Annotated in this window: 14 protein-coding genes; 7 read left to right on the top strand and 7 right to left on the bottom strand. The window is 71.5% G+C overall.

Going from position 1 to position 15513, the window contains the following annotated elements:
* Positions 1-3: 3 nt before the first annotated feature.
* From ACQP1V_RS39660 to ACQP1V_RS39650, 3 genes are all read right to left on the bottom strand, one after another.
* Positions 4-594 (bottom strand): Clp protease N-terminal domain-containing protein, encoded by a 591-nt coding sequence (locus ACQP1V_RS39660; RefSeq protein ID WP_387409239.1) that lies wholly within the window; start codon positions 592-594, stop codon positions 4-6.
* Positions 595-596: 2 nt separating this feature from the next.
* Positions 597-830 carry an RNA polymerase subunit sigma-70 gene (locus ACQP1V_RS39655; protein ID WP_067135547.1) on the bottom strand — a complete coding sequence of 78 codons (234 nt, stop codon included), beginning with the start codon at positions 828-830 and terminating at the stop codon, positions 597-599.
* A gap of 234 nt (positions 831-1064) precedes the next feature.
* On the bottom strand, positions 1065-1784 hold the full coding sequence (locus ACQP1V_RS39650; RefSeq protein ID WP_433416216.1) for a VIT1/CCC1 transporter family protein: 720 nt from the start codon (positions 1782-1784) through the stop codon (positions 1065-1067).
* 442 nt (positions 1785-2226) lie between these two features.
* Here ACQP1V_RS39650 and ACQP1V_RS39645 point away from each other — a divergent pair, with 442 nt between their 5' ends.
* Both ACQP1V_RS39645 and ACQP1V_RS39640 read left to right on the top strand, forming a co-directional pair.
* Complete coding sequence (locus tag ACQP1V_RS39645) at positions 2227-3918, top strand: ABC transporter ATP-binding protein (protein WP_433416212.1); 1692 nt, start codon at positions 2227-2229, stop codon at positions 3916-3918.
* A 3-nt stretch (positions 3919-3921) separates the two neighbouring features.
* Positions 3922-5793: an ABC transporter ATP-binding protein gene (locus ACQP1V_RS39640; protein ID WP_433416209.1), complete on the top strand. Its 1872-nt coding sequence runs from the start codon at positions 3922-3924 to the stop codon at positions 5791-5793.
* A 112-nt stretch (positions 5794-5905) separates the two neighbouring features.
* Here ACQP1V_RS39640 and ACQP1V_RS39635 read toward each other — a convergent pair whose 3' ends face one another.
* Positions 5906-7951: a prolyl oligopeptidase family serine peptidase gene (locus ACQP1V_RS39635; protein WP_433416206.1), complete on the bottom strand. Its 2046-nt coding sequence runs from the start codon at positions 7949-7951 to the stop codon at positions 5906-5908.
* Positions 7952-7982: 31 nt separating this feature from the next.
* Between ACQP1V_RS39635 and mshB the strand changes: the two genes are divergently transcribed.
* The 3 genes from mshB to ACQP1V_RS39620 are packed head-to-tail and all read left to right on the top strand — an operon-like array spanning position 7983 to position 9792.
* Positions 7983-8888: an N-acetyl-1-D-myo-inositol-2-amino-2-deoxy-alpha-D-glucopyranoside deacetylase gene (gene mshB, locus ACQP1V_RS39630; protein WP_387409244.1), complete on the top strand. Its 906-nt coding sequence runs from the start codon at positions 7983-7985 to the stop codon at positions 8886-8888.
* A complete protein-coding gene (locus ACQP1V_RS39625) occupies positions 8872-9285 on the top strand; it encodes a DUF6113 family protein (RefSeq protein WP_433416203.1) in 414 nt (137 codons plus the stop codon). The genes mshB and ACQP1V_RS39625 overlap by 17 nt, the downstream gene beginning before the upstream one ends.
* Before the next feature lie 45 nt (positions 9286-9330).
* A complete protein-coding gene (locus ACQP1V_RS39620) occupies positions 9331-9792 on the top strand; it encodes a hypothetical protein (RefSeq protein WP_433416200.1) in 462 nt (153 codons plus the stop codon).
* On the opposite strand, the gene ACQP1V_RS39615 is transcribed toward ACQP1V_RS39620, so the two are convergent.
* Entirely contained in the window at positions 9752-10357 is a 606-nt protein-coding gene (locus tag ACQP1V_RS39615) for a TetR/AcrR family transcriptional regulator (RefSeq protein WP_387409247.1), read from the bottom strand. The genes ACQP1V_RS39620 and ACQP1V_RS39615 overlap by 41 nt on opposite strands.
* Positions 10358-10435: 78 nt before the next feature.
* Here ACQP1V_RS39615 and ACQP1V_RS39610 point away from each other — a divergent pair, with 78 nt between their 5' ends.
* Positions 10436-11929: an FAD-dependent monooxygenase gene (locus ACQP1V_RS39610; RefSeq protein WP_433416198.1), complete on the top strand. Its 1494-nt coding sequence runs from the start codon at positions 10436-10438 to the stop codon at positions 11927-11929.
* A 25-nt stretch (positions 11930-11954) separates the two neighbouring features.
* Here the strand turns inward: ACQP1V_RS39610 and ACQP1V_RS39605 are convergent, their stop codons facing one another.
* On the bottom strand, positions 11955-12659 hold the full coding sequence (locus ACQP1V_RS39605) for a hypothetical protein (protein ID WP_433416195.1): 705 nt from the start codon (positions 12657-12659) through the stop codon (positions 11955-11957).
* A 164-nt stretch (positions 12660-12823) separates the two neighbouring features.
* Here ACQP1V_RS39605 and ACQP1V_RS39600 point away from each other — a divergent pair, with 164 nt between their 5' ends.
* A complete protein-coding gene (locus ACQP1V_RS39600) occupies positions 12824-13549 on the top strand; it encodes a hypothetical protein (RefSeq protein ID WP_433416192.1) in 726 nt (241 codons plus the stop codon).
* A gap of 86 nt (positions 13550-13635) precedes the next feature.
* Here ACQP1V_RS39600 and ACQP1V_RS39595 read toward each other — a convergent pair whose 3' ends face one another.
* On the bottom strand, positions 13636-15468 hold the full coding sequence (locus ACQP1V_RS39595; RefSeq protein ID WP_433416189.1) for a sigma factor-like helix-turn-helix DNA-binding protein: 1833 nt from the start codon (positions 15466-15468) through the stop codon (positions 13636-13638).
* Positions 15469-15513 lie beyond the last annotated feature (45 nt).

Here is a 15513-nt window from a genome sequence, read left to right as displayed (position 1 = left end):
CGGTCAGGAGGCGCGGGGCCGGCGAGCGCTCGGCGCGAGCAGTCGTTCCAGTTCGGTACGGAGGGCGGCGATGTCGATGCCCGATGAGCTGATCACCCGCGCGCCGAGCCCCTCGGCCTCCCGCAGCAGGCCGAGGAGGATGTGGCCGTCGCGGATCTCCTTGCACTTCAGGGCGATCGCCTCGCGCAGGGACAGTTCGAGGGCCTTCTTCGCTCCGCTGTCGAAGGGGATGCGGCGACCGCTGACGAGCAGACCGCGATGGTCGCGGCTCGGAGCCCGGTCGAGGGCGCCCGGCCCGAACGCCGCCTCCACGCGTTCCCGTACGGCCGCGAGATCGATGCCGATCGCCTCCAGCGCGTCGGCGTCCAGGTCGCCACCCCGAGGATCCGGACGCGACGCCCGGAGCACCTCCGCCTCCGCCCGTTCGGAGGTGAGTCCGTGTTCGTGCAGGATGCGCGCCGACATGGTGTCCGGCTGCTCCAGGAGGCCGAGCAGCAGGTGCTCGGTGCCGATTTTGGGGTGATTCAGGCGCCGGGCGTGTGCCTGCGCCTGGGTGACCGTCTGCCGGGCTTCCCTGGTGAACCGCTCGAACATCCCTACTTCTCCCGTCTCAGTAGCCCGCGCCCGCCCGCGTACTTCTTGTGAACCGCCTGCCGGGTGACGCCCAGCAGGACGGCGATCTCCTGCCAGGACCAGCCCTGGGCCCGCGCGTTCTCCACCTGTAGTGCTTCAAGCCGCTCGACCAGCACCCGCAGGGCGCGTACCGCCCTCAGTCCGATGCCGGGATCGCGGCTGCCGGCATCGCTCGCCAGCTGCGCCGTATCGTTCATGCTGTCAACTTAGGTTTACATCCGCCCGGTGTCAACCAAGGTTTACACAACGGCCTGGCGACCTCGCCGTTCGAGCTTCCGCCTCGCGCTCAGCCGGCCTGGGTCGTTCCGTCGCGGAGGCGAGCGCGGGCGGGGCCGGAAGGATCGCGATAACAGCCGGCGCTGCGCTGGGTCCGATCCACACTCCGCGGGTCCATGGCCGTGGACTTCGTGGATGCCGGGGCGTACCGGCCGCTATCCGACCGCCGCCCCGACGAGATGGCCGATGCCGTAGGTCACAGCGGCCGACGCGAGTCCGAAAAGCAGCTGTCGCGCACCCGAGTACCACCAGGTTCGGGTGGTGTATCGAGCGACGACCGCTCCTGCGACGAACAGTGCGACCAATGTCAGCGCGGCGGCGACGCCGAGCGCGTCGATGCCCAGGAGATAGGGCAGCAGCGGAATCGCAGCTCCCGCGACGAAGGAGAGGAACGATGAAATCGCCGCCGTCCACGGATTGGGCAGGTCGTGGAGATCGACGCCGAGTTCCTCGCGGACATGGACTTCCAGGGCTTGATCGGGATCGCGTAGGAGCTGGTACGAGACTGCCTGCGCCAGTTCCGGATCCACGCCTCGCTTCACATACATCTCAGCGAGCTCCCGCTGCTCGGCCAGCGGGTTATGGCGCAGCTCATGTCGCTCGGCCTCGATTTCGGCGAGCATCGACTCGTTCTGACTGCGCACAGACGTATATTCGCCCGTGCCCATCGAAAAGGCGCCGCCCACCAGGCCGGCAAGCCCGGCGAGGGCGACCGCCTTCGTTGATCCCTGCGCACCGGCGACGCCGGCGACCAGCGCCAGGTTGGAGCACAGCCCATCCATCATGCCGAAGACGGTCGGGCGCAACCATCCCCCGGCAACATCCCTGTGCGCGTGATGAATCTCGAATTCAAATGATTCCGTAGTTTTCGTCATGTCGAGGGAGGTTACCCGGTTGCGAATTTCCACAATTTCTCAGGCTCGCCTAACGTTGCTTTGCCTTCCCTAATAAGGCGCATTCTCCATTCGCCTCAAGGGCTGGTGGTGTAAGGCAGGCTTTCCGGTAAACGCCGAATTAGGGCAGGCTTGCCAAAATTGCGGCCCGCGGAGTGCGGCTGGTCAGCCGGCAGGCAGGGCCGCGCCGCTCATCGCGGACATCCGTGGTGTTTCATCACCGCGCGGACCGCAGCGGCCCGCGCGGCACCGATGACGGCGGCCGCGTGCTCATTTCTTGATCGGCGCCTGCGGACTCCAGCCGCGGCCCCGGCGGAGTTCCGGCGGGAGTGGCCACCGGCACGTCGTCGGGCGAGGTCGGCGACACGCCGTCCGGAAAATCGTTTGCCGGGCCGGTGACCGGCCTGTGAGCCTGGAGGACGCCATGTTCTCCTTGCCCGTCGCCGATCCCGGCGTTCCCGATTCCCGAAGTCCCATCCGCTATCTGTGGTGGGTCGCCCGTGCCCAGTCCGTTCCGCTGCTGATCGGCATCGGATTCGCCATCCTGTGGTGGCTGGGCCAGGCCCTCGTGCCCGCCGCCATCGGCGCCGCCGTCGACGCGCTGTCGGCAAAAGACACGGACGGCCTGGTGCGCTGGTCGTCGGTGCTGCTCGGGCTCGGCGTGGTGCAGGCCGTCGCCGGCGTGCTGCGGCACCGGTTCGCGGTGTTCACCTGGCTGGCCGCCGCGTACCGCACGGTCCAGGTCACCGCCCGCCAGGCCACCCGGCTCGGGGCGACGCTCCCGAAGCGGCTCTCGACCGGCGAGGTGGTGAGCGTCGGCAACTCCGACATCGCCCATATCGGCAACGCGATGGACATCCTGCTTCGCGGTACGGGAGCGATCGTCGCCATCGTCACGGTGACCGTCATCCTGCTCACGTCGTCGCTGCCGCTCGGGCTCCTGGTGCTGATCGGCGTGCCGCTGATGGCCGCCGCCGTCGGCCCGCTGCTGCGGCCGCTGCATCGCCGCCAGCACCTGCAGCGCGACCTTCAGGGTGAGCTGGCCACGCGAGCCTCCGACATCGTGGCGGGCCTGCGGGTGCTCCGCGGCATCGGCGGCGAGCAGGTGTTCGCGGCCCGATACCGCGAGGAGTCGCAGCGGGTCCGGCAGGCCGGTGTCCGGGTCGCGTCGATCGACTCGATGCTCGAAGGCGCCCAGATCCTGCTGCCCGGCCTGCTCATCGCCTGCGTGACCTGGATCGGCGCGCGGTTCGCCCTGGCCGGCGAGATCAGCCCGGGCCGGCTGCTCGCCTTCTACGGCTACGCGGTCTTCCTGATCTCGCCGCTCCGGACGCTCACCGAGGCAGCCGACAAGATCACGAAGGGCCATGTCGCGGCGGGCCGGGTCTGCCGGATCCTGTCGCTGACCCCGGAACGGACCGGAGGCGACGCGCCCATGCCGGCCGGCGGCGACCTGCACGACGAGGAGTCCGGGCTCACCCTGCCGCGGGGCCGGCTCACCGCACTGGCGGCCACGACGCCCGAGGACGCGATCGCCGTGGCGGAGCGGCTCGGCGGATACGCGCCGGGAACCGTGACGCTGGACGGCGGCCCGCTCGACGAGCTGCCGGTGGACCAGGTCCGGCGGCGCATCCTCGTCGCGGACAACGCGGCCAAGCTCTTCACCGGCCGGTTGCGCGACGAACTGGACATCGTCGGAACCGCCTCCGACGAGTCGGTACGGCGCGCCCTGGCGGCCGCGTGCGCGGAGGACATCGTGGAGGCGCTCCCCGACGGCCTCGACGAGCACGTGGCCGAGTCCGGCCGGGAGTTCTCCGGCGGGCAGCAGCAGCGGCTCCGGCTGGCCCGGGCGCTGGTCGCCGACCCCGAGATCCTGATCCTGATCGAGCCGACCAGCGCGGTCGACGCGCACACCGAGGCGCGGGTGGCCGAGCGGCTGAGCCCGGCCCGAGCCGGTCGCACGACCCTGGTCTGCACCACCAGCCCGCTCGTCCTCGACCACGCCGACACCGTCCTCTTCCTGGAGGACGGCAAGGTCCGAGCCGAGGGCTCCCACCGGGAACTGCTCGCGACGGAACCCGGATACCGGTCCACCGTCACGCGAGGGGAGGAATAGCCGATGGCCCGCGAGATCCTGCCGGTCGCCGACGAGGCGCAGGTACGTGCCTACGCGCGGCGGCTCACGCTGAAGTACCCTCGCGAGCTCGCGCTCGCCCTGGGGCTGCACGCGCTGGCCGCCCTGTCGGGTCTGGCCGCTCCACGGCTGCTCGGTGAGCTGGTCCAGGCCGTCGCCGACCGCGACTCCGGCATCAACGTGGACACGCTGGCCCTGGCCATCGCCGGGTTCGTGGTCGTGCAGGCCGTCCTGGTCAGATTCGCCGTCTACGCCTCGTCCCGGCTGGGCGAGAAGGTGCTCGCCGAGCTGCGTGAGGACTTCGTCGACAAGATCCTCGCCCTGCCGCTGTCCACCGTCGAGCGAGCCGGATCCGGCGACCTTCTCACCCGTACCTCCCGGGACGTGGACGCGCTGTCCCGCAGCGTGCGGCACGCGGTGCCCGAGACGCTGATCGCGATCGTCACCGGCTTCTTCGTGGTGGGCGCGGTCCTCGTGCTCGACCCCATCCTGGCGGTGCCCTCGCTGCTCGCCGTTCCGGTGCTGTGGGTCGCCACCCGGTGGTACCTCAAGCGGGCCAGAGACGGCTACCTCCGGGAGAACGCCGCGTACGCGGAGATGACCGAAGGGCTCGCCGAGACCGTGGACGGCGCGCGGACCGTGGAGGCGCTGGGCCTGCGCGAGCGCCGCCACCGCAGGACCGACGACGACATCGCCCGCTCCTGGAAGGCCGAGCGCTACACCCTCGGCCTCCGCACAGTGTGGTTCCCGGCGGTCGAGTTCGGCTACGTCATCCCGGTCGTGGCCACCCTGCTCATCGGCGGGCTGTTCGCCACCAAGGGATGGGTCTCGCTGGCTCATGTGACCGCGGCGACCCTCTACGTCCAGCAGCTCATCGACCCGCTGGACCGGCTGCTGTCCTGGGTGGACGAGCTCCAGGTCGGCGGCGCGTCGCTGGCGCGGCTGCTCGGCGTGGCGGCCGTCAAGGAGGATCGCGTGGTCGGCTCGGCGCGTCCCGGGGGAGAGGAGCTCCGGGCGTCCGACGTGCGCTACTCCTACCGCGACGGCCGCGACGTGCTGCACGGCATCGACCTGGAAGTCCGGCCGGGCGAACGGCTCGCCATGGTCGGCCCCTCCGGCGCGGGCAAGTCCACCCTGGGCCGGCTGCTCGCGGGCATTCACGGCCCGCGTACCGGCTCCGTCGCCGTGGGCGGCGTGCCGCTGGTGGAGCTGCCGTTGGACGACCTGCGCGGTCACGTGGCCCTGGTCACCCAGGAGCACCACGTCTTCCGGGGGACGCTGCGGGACAACGTGCTGATCGCGCGTCCCGACGCCTCGGACGACGACGTCCGGCGCGCCCTCGCGGCGGTGGACGCCTGGGAGTGGGTCGAGCAGCTCGACCAGGGGCTGGACACCGACGTCGGCTCCGGTCGCACCACGATCTCCCCGGCGCAGGCGCAGCAGCTCGCGCTCGCCCGTCTCGTGCTGGCCGATCCGCACACGCTGGTGCTCGACGAGGCCACCTCGCTGATCGACCCGCGCGCCGCCCGTGACCTGGAGCGTTCGCTCGCGGCCGTCCTGGAGGGGCGGACCGTGATCGCGATCGCGCACCGGCTCTACACGGCGCACGACGCCGATCGGGTCGCCGTCGTCGAGGACGGCCGGATCAGTGAGCTGGGCTCGCATGACGAGCTGGTCACGGCGGGCGGCGCCTACGCCGCGCTGTGGCAGAGCTGGAACGGCGGTCCCGGGCACGCGGACGGGCGACGGCCGGGCGAAGGCGGTCTGACTGAGGAGGCGCCGACCATGGAGCTTCTCGACCCAGAGGATCCGGATCCGGAGAGTCCCGACGCACAAGGCGTCCCGCTTGGGGCGTAACCGTCAGGTTGTCGCCGGGCGCGACGGCGCGCTGCGCCCGCTCTGGTCGGACATCGAGTGATATATCCGGGGGTGCCTCCCTGGGAAATCGGGGAGGCACCCCCGGATACGTCTAGCCGAGAGCCCGCTTGAGGAAGTCGAGCTGGAGGAGCAGCAGGTTCTCCGCGACGACCTCCTGCGGCGTCATGTGCGTCACCCCGGACAGCGGCAGCACGGTGTGCGGGCGCCCGGCGGCGAGCAGCGCCGAGGACAGCCGCAGCGTGTGCGCGGCCACGACGTTGTCATCCGCGAGGCCGTGGACGAGCAGCAGCGGCCGATCCAGCTTCTCCGCGTCGGCGAGCAGCGACGACCCGTCGTAGTGCCCCTCGTCCGGGTGGCCGAGGTACCGCTCGGTGTAGCACGTGTCGTACAGCCGCCACTCCGTCACCGGAGCGCCCGCGACCGCCGCGTGGAACACGTCGGGACGCCGGAGCACGGCCAGCGCGGCGAGATAGCCGCCGAACGACCAGCCGCGGATGGCCACCCGCGACAGGTCGAGGTCGTACTGCTGCGCCGCGCCCTGCAGCGCCTCGACCTGGTCGTCGAGCGTGAGGGTGAAGTCGTGCAGCAGCTCGCGCTCGAAGGCCGGGCCGCGGCCGGGGGTGCCCCTGCCGTCGGCGACGATCACCGCGAAGCCCTGCTCGGCCCACCACTGGGACTCCAGGAACATCCGGCCGGAGGCGAGCACCCGCTGCGCGCCGGGCCCGCCGTACGGGTCCATGAGGACGGGCAGCTTGCCGCGGCCCGGCTCGTACCAGGAGGGGAGCAGCACGGCCGTGGCCAGGTTGCGCTTGCCGGTCGGGACGAACGTGACCCGCAGGTCGAGCCCGGGCCGCGCGGCGTGGGAGTCGATGTGGCCGCGCAGCTGCCCGTCGCGGAAGACCCGGGTGACGGAGGTCTGGCTCTCCATCGTGGAGCCGATGATCAGCGTCGTCCCGCCGGCCGAAGTGCCGCTGTAGACGCCCGGCTCCTCGGGGCTCACCCGCGCGAGGACGCCGTCGGCGCAGGTCCAGACCTGCACCTCGGTGGGGTCGGCGCTCGCCTGGAACAGGACGGTGTCGCCGTCCACGGTCAGCACCGAGCGCACCTGCAGGGTCGGGGGCGTGACCGGCCGGTCGCCGACGATCAGGCGCCGCCCGCCCTCGGAGTCGGCCACCCACACCAGGGTGCCGTCGGAGAGCCGGTCAGGGACGCCGGCGATGACCTCCACCCAGGCCGGGTCCAGGTCCTCGCGCACCAGCGTGGGCGCGGACGCCGGGTCCGCCGTCGTGAAGAGCCGCATGGCCTTCTGGTCGCGCGGCATCGTGACGATCGCCAGGCCGTGGTCGTCCCACACCGCCGTGACCAGGTACTCGTCCTCGTACGGCACCGGGGTGCGCGAGCCGTCCAGGCCGAACACGTACAGCTCGGTGCGGGCGTTGGGCGTGCCCGCCGCCGGATAGGCCACGGTCACCGGGTCGGACGCCGGGTTGGCCGGGTCGGCGATGTGCCAGCGCGTCACCGGGGACTCGTCCACCCGCTCGACCAGCAGCGCGTCGCCGGAGGGCGACCACCAGTAGCCGCGCATCCGGTCCATCTCCTCGGACGCGATGAACTCGGCCAGGCCGTACGTGACGCCCTCCTCGGCGGCGACCGCGACGTCCTCGTCCGTCTCCAGGTCGCGCACCCGCAGCGCGCCCCCGGTCACGTACGCGACGCGGGTGCCCTGCGGGTTCAGCCGCGGGTCGATCACCGGCCCCGGCGTCTCCAGGCGGCGTACGTCGCCGGAGGCGAGATCGACCAGGTGAAGCGCGCCGGAGAGGGCGAAGACGGCCTTCTCGGCCGCGGAGTCGGTGGCGTAGGCCACCACGCCGCCCGCCGCCTCCCGGGCCCGCTCGCGGCGGGCGCGCTCCTCCGGCGGCAGGTCCTCGTCGGCGGCGCCGAGGCCGAGCGGGTCCACGACGAGCCGCTCCGCGCCGGACGCGACGTCGAACTCCCACAGGCACGTCACCGGATCGGTGCCGGACCTCGACCGGAGGAAGATCACCCGACCGCCGTCGGGAGAGATCGTGAAGCCGCGCGGGACGCCCAAGGTGAAGCGCCTGGTCCGGGCAAACAGCCGGGGAAAGCTCTCAGTCATAGCTCCCCATCCTGCCAGCTAGGCTCGAAGCATGACTGATCGGCGATTGCTGCTCGTACACGCCCATCCCGACGACGAGTCGATCGGCACGGGGGCCACCATGGCCAAGTACGCGGCCGAGGGCGCCCACGTCACGCTGGTGACCTGCACGCTGGGCGAGGAGGGCGAGGTCATCCCGTCGGATCTCGCGCACCTGGCCGCCGATCGGTCCGACACCCTCGGACAGCACCGCATCGGCGAGCTGGAGTCGGCCTGCCGGGCGCTCGGCGTCACCGATCACCGCTTCCTCGGCGGCCCCGGCCGCTGGCGCGACTCGGGCATGATGGGCGCCCCCACCAACGAGCGCCCCGACTGCTTCTGGCAGGCCGATCTCGACGAGGCCGCGGGCGCGCTGGTCGCCGTGATCCGCGAGGTCAGGCCGCAGGTGCTCGTCACCTACGATGAGAATGGCTTCTACGGCCATCCCGACCACATCCAGGCGCACCGTGTGGCCATGCGTGCGGTCGAGCTCGCCGCGGATCCGGGGCATCCCGGCGGCGAGCCGTGGCGGGTCGCCAAGTTCTACTACACCGCCATGCCCAAGTCGGTCATGAAGCGCGTCGCCGACGCGATGCGCGAGGCCGACGTGGAGTTCTTCGGGGAGGATGTGGACGCCCTGCCCTTCGGCTGCACGGACGAGGAAGTGACCACGGAGATCGACGCCCGCGCCCACGTCACCGCCAAGCTCGACGCGATGCGCGCGCACGCGACGCAGATCGCGGTCGACGCCCCGTGGTTCGCGCTGTCCAACAACGTCGGCCAGGCGGCGCTCGGCGTCGAGCACTTCATCCTCCACTCCGGCACTCCCGGCCGGCCCGGCGTCGGCGCGCCGTACGAGTCCGGGGGCATCGGCGAGCCGTACAACCGCGAGGACGATCTCTTTGCAGGCATCGACTAGTCACCCGGAGACCGGCAGGGAGCCGGTCGAGTCCCCGGTCATCACGGGCGCGGCCTACGGCATGCTCTTCGTGCTCGGGGCCGTCCTCGGCGTGGTCGGCGGCTTCGCGCACGCCTGGTACGTCGGAGACGTGCCGGTCGCCGCGATCGCGTGGCTGGCCGTCCTGTTCGCCGTGCCGTTCGCGATGGGGCGGCTCCTCGGCGGCAAGCTGGGGGCGGTGCTGCCCGCCGCCGGCTGGATGCTCGTCTCCTTCTTCCTGGCGGACAAGCAGGCCGCGGGAGACCTGGTCATCGCCGGGAACTCCGCCGGATACTGGTACCTCTACGGCGGCATGGCGGCCTTCGTGGCCGCGATCGTGATCGCGCCGTCCCGGGGGTCGTGGCTCCTCAGGCACTGACCGGCTCCTACGGGCGGCGGCTGGGACGGCGGTGAGCGGGACGGCATGAGATGGCATCGGGTCCGGCAGGTCGTCAACGTCGTCAACCTCTCCACCCCGGCCGGCCTGCTGATCGCGCGGATCGGCGGCGCCACCCCGCGCAAGGGGGAGCACGGCCTGATCTTCGCGCACGGCTACCGCATCCCGTTCCCCGTCGCCGGCGCGTTCACGGTCGGCAACGTGATTCTCACCAAGAACGCGGACGGCTACCTCGTCGGCGAGCTGCTCGACCACGAGTCCCGGCACGCCACGCAGTACGTGCTCTGCGCCGGGCTGCCGATGCTGCCGCTCTATCTGCTCGCGGCCGCGATGTCGCTGCTGATCTGTGGCGACCCGGCCTCGTACAACGTGTTCGAACGGCTGGCCGGCCTGGAGGACGGCGGCTACGCCCGGCGGCGCCCCCGGTGGCGGCGAGCCCGTGACACCGTCAGGCCAGGGCACGCTCCAACACGTCGAAGGAGCGATTGAGCAGGACGATGTGGTCGTCGCGGATGTCCTCCGGGCGATCACCGTCGAGCAGCCGCCGGAAGCTGGTCGCGTACGTCGAGCGGACGGCGGCGACGACGAGCGCCGCGGACACCCGTGACCAGGGGCCCTTGGCCTCGATCTCCTCGAACAGCTTCGCGAGCAGGTCCTCGACCTCGTCAACGAACTCTCTGACCCGTGCCCGCAGCGCGGGAGAGTTCACCACGACCCGCACGAAATGCTCGTACCCCTCGCCGATCCCGCCCAAGGGGTGGCCTTCGCGTACGAGACGCACGGCGGCTTGGCGCAGCGCGGTCAGCGGCTCCATGTCCGCCGGGCGCTCCCGGACCGTCCGGGTGATCAGGTCGGTGGCCTCCGGGATCCGGTCGAGGAAGAGGTCCTCCTTCCGCGGGAAGTAGTTGAAGACCGTCTTCGTGGACACGCTGGCGGCCTCGGCGATCTCGGCGACGGTGACCGTGTCGAACCCGCGCTGCATGAAGAGCCAGGACGCCATGTCCGAGATCTGCTGCCGGGTCTCCTGCTTCTTTCGCTCCCGCAAGCCACTCATGCGAGGAGTATAGTTGATAAAAACTTTTAGTAAATGTATGTTTCGTGTCGAGGCAAGAACCCAGCGAGGAGGAACGGCATGTCGTACAACGCGGACGTCGTGGTGGCCGGGGGCGGTCCGGTGGGGCTGATGCTGGCCTGCGAGCTGCGGCTCGCCGGGGTGTCGGTCACCGTGCTCGACCGGCTGACCGCGATCGACCCCACCGTCAAGGCCGGATCGCTCACGGTCCCCACGGTGGCGGCGTTCCACCGGCGCGGGCTGCTGCCGCAGCTGGAGGAAGCACAGCGGCAGAACCTGCGGGGGTTCGCGCCGAAGGCGAAGGCGGCGGCCGGGCCGAAGTTCATCGGGCACTTCGGCGGGATCATGCTCACCTCCGAGCATCTCGACCCGTCGAGTCACGCCGGTGAGCATGGACCGGCGGCCGGCATCACCCTCATCGCCCAGCAGCAGGTGGAGGCCATCCTCGCCGAACGGGCCGCGGAACTCGGGGTGGACGTACGCCGCGGTGTCGAGGTGACCGGCATCGCCCCCGACGACGACGGCGTCACGGTGACCACCGACCAGGGGCCGGTCCGCGGCCGGTGGCTGGTCGGCTGCGACGGAGGCAGGAGCATCGTCAGGAAGCTTTCCGGGTTCGACTTCCCGGGCACGGATCCGGAGATCACGGCCTACCAGGCCATGGCCGAGATGGAGGGCACCGAGGCATTGCCGACGGGCTGGCACGCCACCCCGACCGGCGTCTACGTGTACGGACCGCACCCGCGCCGCATCCTCGTCGTGGAGTTCGGTGGCACGCCCGCCGACCGTGACGCACCCGTGACCGCCGCGGAAATGGAAGCGTCGATCAGGCGCGTCACCGGAGTGGACGTCGCGGTCACCGCGATCAACAGCGTGACCCGGTTCACCGACAACACGCGGCAGGCGAGCACGTACCGGCTCGGGCGGGTGCTGCTGGCCGGGGACGCCGCCCACGTCCACCCGCCCTTCGGCGGGCAGGGGCTCAACCTGGGCGTGGGGGACGCGGTCAACCTGGGGTGGAAGCTCGCCGCGGTGATCCGGGGCCAGGCCCCGGACGGGCTGCTGGACACCTACACCGCCGAGCGGCACCCCGTCGGCGCCTGGGTGCTCGACTGGACCCGCGCCCAGATCGCCATCATGCGGCCCGACCCGCACGCCAGGGCGCTCCGGCAGGTCATGACCGACCTGGCCAATACGACCGACGGCACGACCTACCTCGCCGGCCGGCTCTCCGGAGTCTGGCAGCGCCACGACCTCCCGGGCGACCATCCGCTGGTGGGCACGAACGCGCCCGACCTCGAACTGGCCGACGGCTCCCGGCTCGCCGACCACATGCACGACGGCCGGGCCCTGCTGCTCGACCCGTCCGGCGAGCTGAGCGGCGCCGCCCAGGGATACGACGACCGGCTGAAGGTGGCCGACGGGCCGCTCGGCCTGCTCGTCCGGCCCGACGGGATCGTCGCCTGGGCGAGCGACGACGGCACCGAGCTGGACGGGCTGGACAAGGCCCTGTCGACCTGGCTCGGCGCCCCAGGCTCACCGGCCACCGCGTAGGCCCGCCCGGAGCCGTGCGGCGGGGTCAGACCTTCCCGATGTCCGAGGACAGGTCGAGCCCCAGGACGTGGTCGAGATGCAGGAACGTCTCGAAGCACGTCCCCGGCGCCACCGAGTCGTCGGTCTCCAGCTCGCGCACCAGCCGCAGCGCCCGCGGCGTGTCGAGGTCGTCGTCGAGTGCCTCACGGACCGCGGCGGCCCGGCCGGCGGCGATCGGCGCGCTCGGCGACTCCGCCCAGCGGGCGACCCGGCCCCGCCAGCGCCGTACCGTCCGGTCCGCCGAGCGCAGCAGGTCCCAGGTCAGGTTCACCGGCTCGCGGTAGTGGTGCTCCAGGAACGCGAGCCGTGCGGCCAGCGGGTCGATCCCGGCCGCCGCCACCTCGGCGAGCAGCGACTCCGCCGCCTCACCTCCCTCGAACCGCAGCGGCCCGCCCACCACCCGGTGCCGGCCGCCCGGTCCGCCGTCGCCGAACACCAGATCCACCGGCTCCCCGGCGTACGGCAGCGGTGAGAACGGGTGCACGTTCAGCGCGAGCGGCGCGGCGAGTTCGCGGGCGTCGCCGCGGGCGAGCACCCGCAGGCCCTGCCGCTCGGCCACCCGCCGCACCAGGTCGGGCAGCAGGTACGCCAAGGGGTCCGGCGACGCGGGGATGTGCATCCGCAGCGCCCGCGCCCCGGCCGGGACGACCTGTTCGACGCTGTTCCGCAGGGTGTCGTGGAGCCGCAACATGCTCCGAGCCTAGGCCGTGTCCGGCACGTCATGCCCTGCCGCGCGGTCCGGATGGCGCTTCGTCACGTTTTCGCCCACATGCGAATCAGCGGGCGATATGATCAGCCGATTCGCCGCGATTGTGCTAGATGTTTCCGGTGAAATTGCACAATGCGCTAAATGTCGTGATCACTGTCACGATAGTGGCGGCGACCACGGTGACCCCTGCCACGGCGTCCGCGTCAAGCCCGCCGGATCCCGTCGCCGCCGTGGCGAAGCAGCTCCGAGCAGGCCGTGGTGTGAAGATCGCCGAGACCGCCAAGATCACGCTTGGCGGTGAGATCATCGGGTACCGGATCAAGGGCACTTTCGCGTTCGGAGAGTCCGGAATCGCCGCGGCCGACCTCATCCGCGTCCCGATCGTGGGCGGCAAGACCGGGGACACATTCCACTTCCGAGTCGTCGACGGTGTGACCTACGCGTACGGCGGAGCCTGGGGCGACGAGTGGACCCAGGTGAAAAAGAAGTTCGAGCCGCGCGAGTTCTCCGAGCAGAACATCGACATTTTCGAGCGGCAGACCCTCAGGAAGCTCCTCACCACCACCGCCAGGCGCGCTCCTGGAGGGACCGTGGGCGGCGTGCGGACCACCGCGCACTCCGGCACCGTCGACTTCGGCACCATGCACGCCGTCTCGCCGGCTTTCCGGGACGAGTTCGGCAAGCTCAGCGCGAAAGCGAAGAAGACCAGGATCACCTGGCGGCTGTGGGTGGACGGGAAGGGGCTGCCGCGCCGCCTGACCACGTCGTGGAAGCGTGGCGCCGACGATCTCCCGATGGGCACCAGCTCCAACGTCACCACGAACTACGACGCCTGGGGCTCGAAGGTGACGGTCACCTCCCCACTGGGATGACCCGGGAACCGGGCCATTCGGCTCTGACTGTGGCCCGCCGGAGTGATTCGGGAGCCGGGGAGACCGGAGCCGGACCGTAATGGGCCTCAGGAGTCGAGGAAGCCGAGGATGTCCCGGTCGCCTCGCTCCCGCAGCCGGGCCACGATCTCGTCGCGGGCCGCGCCTTCCGGTAGGCCGATGCGCGCCCCGATGAGCCGCAGGCCCTCGGCCTCGGAGGCCACCGGAGCGGTGTAGCCGATCAGGTGCAGCGCCCGGTTGAGCGGGGCCAGGCCGGGCGCGGCGGTAGGAAGGAAGCGGGTCAGCAGCTCACCGCCGTCGGAGACGGTCATGAAGACGTGGTCGCCCTCCGACGCGTTGTATCCCGCGAGCACCGGCCGGATGGACCCCATCGTCGGCTGGTTGTGCCAGCTGATCACCACGTCCCCGGACGGGGTGGAGGCGGTGAGCTGGCCGCCGGGAGCCATCCCGAGGTGCGCGGCGAACCCGGTCGGCAACGGCGATCCCGAGCCGCGCAGGTGCTCCGGATTGATGTCCACCCGGTGCCACCAGCGGCCGTCCCTGCTGCGGAAGCAGCGGCGGGTCATCGACACGTCCCGGCGCGGCTGGTACGGCTCGGCCTGCTCCTGGCCCGCCACCCGGATCCAGCCGCGCTGCGTGCGCTCGAACCCCGGCCCCCCGGCGTACGCGCGGACGGAGCTCTCGCTCACCTCGTACCGGGAGGTGAGGTTGTTGACGATCGTGCTGACCGACGCCTCGCCGCCCGCCCGCTCGATCTCGCGCGTGATCATCTCGCGGATGCCGAGGTACTCCTCGCCGCCCCAGCGGCGCAGGCCGTACTTGTTGCGGTCGAGGCGCAGGAACCGGTCGTCCGCGGTGAGCTGGTTGCGGATGCCGACCAGGCTGTAGTCCTCGCCGATCCGCGCCTGGATCTCCTCCGGCGACAGCGCGGTGCCGGCGACGGCCAGCACGGCCTCGGCCTTGTCGTTGACGCTGCGCGGCCACGGGACCACGTGCTCCTCCAGCACGCGCAGGTGCGGCACGGCGGCGAGCCAGCGCTCGGCGACGTCCTCACGTATGCCGAGCTGGGCGGTGAGGGACACCGCCTCGGCGAGCGGGCGCGGGCCGTCGGCGAAGAGCTGCCGCGTCTTCTCCCGCAGCTCGTCGGCGCCTCCGGCGATCAGCCAGCCGTCCACCTGGTCGTAGCCGCTGAGCAGCGTGCGCAGGAACCGCCAGGCGGGGATCTCCAGCGTGGCCAGGTCGGCGCGGTGCCACGGCACCGCCGCCGCCAGGTCGTCGGCCGGTACGGCGGAGCCGAGACGGCCGCGGAGCCAGTTCAGGTGCGCGGTCAGCGGGGCGGCGTCGGGCGAGGCGAGCCACGACTCGACGTGCTCGCGCAGGTCGCGCTCGATCTGCCGGATGCGCTCGCGGGTCACCGAGAACCGCTGGGCCAGCTCGTCCAGCGTCACCCGCTGCTCGGCGTAGAGCCGGTCCCTGGCGATCGCGCGCTGCCGGTCGTCGAGCTTGGCGAAGACCTCGTCGATGATCTCGGGGATGGGGCGCTCAGGAAGCGCGGGCGCGACCGGGGCGCCGGGCTCGTCCTCCATCGGCTCGGTCTCCAGGAGCTTGCCGATGACGCCGGCGAACAGGTTCTGTACGGCGTCGCGCGAGCCGGGTGTCTGCAGGCTCTCCTGCGGGTTGGTGAACCTCAGCAACGGCAGGATGTCCCCGAGCGCCAGGTGCCCCCAGCACGCCGTGGCGAGATCGGCCAGCCGGGAGACGACCCGCTCGATCCCCACCGCCGCACACGCCCGATCGAGCGGAATCGCCTGCCACCACGCGTCTGGAAGACCGGGGTCGCTCGCGATCGGCTCGACCTGACTGGGGGCGGTCCAGCGCAGGGGAGGCACGATGTCGCTCAAGCTAAGGTTCATGCAGGTCCAACCGGCAAGGGGAATATATCCGCA

It is taken from the genome of Microtetraspora malaysiensis (genome assembly GCF_050947145.1).
GTDB lineage: Bacteria > Actinomycetota > Actinomycetes > Streptosporangiales > Streptosporangiaceae > Microtetraspora_A > Microtetraspora_A malaysiensis.
Note: the sequence above shows the minus strand (reverse complement) of the source record. Positions and strands in the feature narration are given on the sequence as shown.